We start from the raw sequence: 4091 nt of genomic DNA, 5'->3' as shown, positions 1-4091 counted from the left end.
CCCGACCGCACCGCCCCCCGCCGCGGCCCCTCCCCAATCTGCGCAGCCAACTCCCCGCGCCCCCACCGCAACGCCGCCAACCGCGCCAGGTAACTCATCTGCATCCACGCCGACCCCCGCCAATACCCATTGGCCCGGTACGACGAATGCGACCGCGCCACAAACGTCGGCCCGTACGGCGCCGCAAACCGCTGCGTCGACGCCAACTGATCCAACGCCCGCGCCGCCTTCTCCCCATCAGACGTCACCAACGCCGGCAACACCCCGTCCAACGTCGGCACGTGCACCGAATCCCCACCCCCGCGCATCGCCACATCCGACCAAAGCCCCTCGGCCGATGACCACATATGACGATCCATCACATCCGCGAGCTCCCCGGCCCGATCGCCCCACGAAGCGTCCCCCGACAACGCCGCATACTCCCCCGCCGCATGCGCCGCCAACGCGTTGAACGCCGCCGGTGCCGCCACGAACTCCGTCGAATCCACCGCCGTCCCGGCCTCGTTGAACACGGACACGTCCACCAGGTGCCGGTCGAACCGCGACCACCGCGGCCGCCACCACCGCAACCTCCGGTAGTCGGACTTGCCGAGGAAATCCGCCACCCAGCTGTCCCACCGCGGCGAATCGTCCGCCCCGGACTCCCAGGGATGCACCAGAAACAACAGACCCTCCGGGGTCCGCCGGTACTGCCACAGCCACTCCAGCGCCAAGCCCACCCGGCAGACCAGCCCCTCCGGCAACGGACCGTAGGACTCCAACACCCGCGCAGCATGCGCATACATCGGCGGCTGGGTGAACGATGAACAATCGCTGCGCGGTCCGCGCTCCGTGTTCGCAAACGCATACCGCATGTGCGGCACGAATCCATCCGCGAACTGCGCGGACAGCGCATTGCTCAGCTCCCGGACCCCCCGCTCCGGCTCCCCGACGGCCCCCCAGGCAATCGCCGCGAAACACGAGTCCCACAGCCACTGATGCGGGTACGTCTGGCAATTCGGATAAGTGTGACCCCGCTCACTGTCCCATTGCGCGTGCAGCAGCCGCCGAGCGCCTTCGCGCACGTCAGCGCGGTCATCCACGGTTCATCCCCGCCTCACCCGTCGGCCCGCGCGCATCGACGCGGCGTCGTTAGACTGCGCGGGCCCGGGTAGCGCGTGAATCAGGACCCGGCCATCCGGTGGGTCCGACAGGACGGCAGGTCGTGGCGGATATTGCAGTACCGGTAAGCGCACGTCCGGACCATCGCACATGGTGGCTGGGCTTTGCCGCAGCGGCGACCGCAGCGTTCAGCGTGTACCTGTTCAACCCCCCGAACGTGCCGGACCTCGCCGCCCAGACCGCGCGCGCGGAAGCCGCCCGCGAGGGCGCCTACCTGTGGTGGACCGGATGGTTCGGCGGTCTGAGCCTGCCCAGCTACTCCATCGGCGCTCCCTGGCTCATGGCGCACCTCGGTGTCGGGTTGTCCGCGGCGCTGGCCGGGGTCGTTGCCTGCGTGCTGGCGCCGGTGCTGTTCGAGGGCAGCCGGCGCCCCCGCGCGGCCGCGATCACCTTCGCCATCGGCGTGTTCCTCAACGTGCTCACCGGCCGGGTCACCTTCGCCCTCGGCCTGGCCGCCGCGGTCATCGCGGCTGCCCTGCTGCGCCGACGACGGGGCCGCTGGGCGGCCCTGGCCGCCCTCGGCGCCTGCCTGCTCAGCCCGCTGGCGGGCCTGTGGCTGGGCCTGATCGCGCTCACCGTGGCCATCGTCGACGTCTCCCGCCGCCGCGCCGCGGTGGGCATGTGCGCGTCGCTGCTCGCGGTCGTCGGCGGCATGGAGCTGCTGTTCCGCGAGGGCACCATGAGTTTCCCCTGGTGGCACGCGGTGCTCGCGCTGGTCGCCCTCGGCCTGCTCGCAGGAATCTGCACAGAACGCGCGGTGCGCGTCGGGGCCGTCGTATTCGCCGTCGCGACCATCAGCGCCGCGATCGTCCCGTCCGCGGTCGGCACCAACATGATGCGGCTGGTCTGGCTGGGCGTGGCGCCCGCCTTCGTGGCCACCGCGCAATTCCCGCGCATCCGGCGCCGCATCACCCGGCGCGCGCTCGGCGCGCTGCTCGCCACAGCCGCGCTGACCTGGCCGGTCACCGATCTCGGCATCCAGCTCGCCCGGGCCGCGGGCCCGCAGGCGGGCCGGGCGTACTACGCCTCGTTGCTCGACGAACTCGGCGCGCGTGCCCGCGTTGCCGGACCCGCCGCGGTCGGCCAACGCGCGGAGATCGTCGACCCGGCCACGCACTGGTCCGCCGCCTACGTGGCCCCGACCGTGCCGATCGCGCGCGGCTGGGACCGGCAGGCCGACCGGGCCGCGAACCCGTTCTTCTACGACGGAACGTTGAACCGCACCAACTACCGCGGCTTCCTCGACGACCTCGCGGTGCGTTGGGTCGCACTGCCCACCGGGGCCTCCCTGGACTTCGCGTCGAAGGCCGAGGCCGATCTGGTGCGCTCCGGCCTGCCGTATCTGCAGCCGGTGTGGCGCGACGCCCGCTGGGAGCTGTTCGAGATGCGCGACCCGCAGCCACTGGTCCGCGGCGCCACGCTGCGCCACCTCGACCCGGACGCGATCACCTTCAGCACCGAACACGCCGGTGACGTCGCGTTGCAGATCCGCTGGTCACCGCTGTTCGCGCTGGACAGTGCCCGGGGTGGCGGCTGCGCGCGGGCCCGCGGGCCGTGGACCCTGGTCCGGGTGCCGGGCCCCGGCACGTACACGCTGGACTCGCGGCTGCAGCTGCCGGCCGACGCCGACCGCTGCTCCTGACGGGGCTGCCGCCGATGTCGATGCGGCAGCGCATGCTGGCCGGCGAGTTGTACCTGGCCGACGACCCGGAGCTGATCGCGGCCCACGAACGCGCGGTCGCGCTGACCGACGCGTTCAACCGCGCCCCCGGCGCGGATTCCGCCGAACACCGGCGCCTGCTCACCGACCTGTTCGCCGCGTTCGGTGCGGATTCCGCGATCCGCCCGCCGCTGCACGTCGACTACGGCTCACAGATCCGGATGGGCGCGCGCTGCTTCGCGAATTTCGGTCTGGTCATCCTCGACGTCGCCGAGGTGACTCTCGGCGATGACGTACAAATCGGACCATACGTCCAGCTGCTCACCGCCACGCATCCGCTCGCGGCCGGGCCGCGACGCGACAAGTTGGAGTCCGGGCACCCCATCCGGATCGGGGACAACGTCTGGCTGGGTGGCGGGGTCATCGTCTGCCCGGGCGTGACGATCGGGGAGAACGCCGTGGTCGGCGCGGGTTCGGTGGTGACCGCGGATGTGCCACCGGACGTCCTGGTGGTCGGCTCGCCGGCCCGGCCGGTGCGGACGCTCAATGAGCATTGATTGCGCATTGAGAAGAAAACCCCACGCGAGATAACGATTTGGCGCACCATGACGGGGCGGGGCCGGGAGGTGCCTCGCTCGGTTCAAGGTGAGAAGGCCCGTTGCAACACGACGCCGACACGCTGAGCCTGCCGCCGACCGATGCGCCGGTCGCGGAGCAGGTCGCAGCAGTGCGTCCGGTGCCGCGGCGCTGGCCGGTCCGGCTGGCCCGCCTGGTGCTCGTCGCGGTCATCGCGGTGCTCGCCATCGACCTCGCGGTGCTGGTGGTGCCGGCGCGCACAGTGCACCTGTTCGGGCAGACCGTGCAGCTGGGTGCGGTGCGGCCGGGATTCCGGTTGCTCGGCCCCGGTCACCTGGTGCTGTTCGACCGGACCCTGGAATTTCTGCCCACCATTGACTTCCCCGGCCTGATCCGGCCGCTGGTCAGCCTCACCCAGCTGCACACCAGCTCGTATCTGGCCCGGCTGACCGACGGGCAACATCCCGATGCGGTCACCTCGGCGACACACTCCGCGCGGCACGCCATCATCGTCGGCTGGCTCACCTATTTCGCGCTGGTCGGCGCGGTGGCCGTGGCCATCGCGGGAGCGTTGGGCTTCCTGATACACCGGGCGAGCAGTGGCCACATGGTGCGGCTGAATCTGCGCCACGCCCTGGCCTCCGCGCTGGCCGCGCTGATGCTGCTGTCGCTGAACGTGGGCGCCGACTACCTG

4 protein-coding genes are annotated in these 4091 nt (G+C 71.4%); 3 read left to right on the top strand and 1 reads right to left on the bottom strand.

Annotation, left to right across the window (positions count from 1 at the left end):
- Positions 1–1082 (bottom strand): hypothetical protein (locus VGJ14_06030; GenBank protein ID HEY2831965.1); only part of this gene is annotated, 1082 nt, incomplete at its 3' end.
- A gap of 212 nt (positions 1083–1294) precedes the next feature.
- Between VGJ14_06030 and VGJ14_06025 the strand changes: the two genes are divergently transcribed.
- From VGJ14_06025 to VGJ14_06015, 3 genes are all read left to right on the top strand, one after another.
- The gene (locus VGJ14_06025; GenBank protein HEY2831964.1) at positions 1295–2803 is read left to right on the top strand and encodes a hypothetical protein; all 1509 of its coding nucleotides are present in this window, start codon (positions 1295–1297) and stop codon (positions 2801–2803) included.
- Positions 2804–2817: 14 nt separating this feature from the next.
- Complete coding sequence (locus VGJ14_06020) at positions 2818–3378, top strand: sugar O-acetyltransferase (GenBank protein HEY2831963.1); 561 nt, start codon at positions 2818–2820, stop codon at positions 3376–3378.
- Positions 3379–3479: 101 nt separating this feature from the next.
- Positions 3480–4091: hypothetical protein (locus VGJ14_06015; GenBank protein HEY2831962.1), on the top strand; the 612-nt coding region annotated here is incomplete at its 3' end.

The organism is Sporichthyaceae bacterium (assembly GCA_036493475.1).
In the GTDB taxonomy this organism is placed as follows: domain Bacteria; phylum Actinomycetota; class Actinomycetes; order Sporichthyales; family Sporichthyaceae; genus DASQPJ01.
This window is presented reverse-complemented; position numbering and strand designations above follow the sequence as displayed.

Coding starts and splice junctions, on each gene's coding strand:
- VGJ14_06020 (HEY2831963.1), top strand. CDS start 2,818: ATGTCGATGCGGCAGCGCATGCTGGCCGGCGAGTTGTACCTGGCCGAC.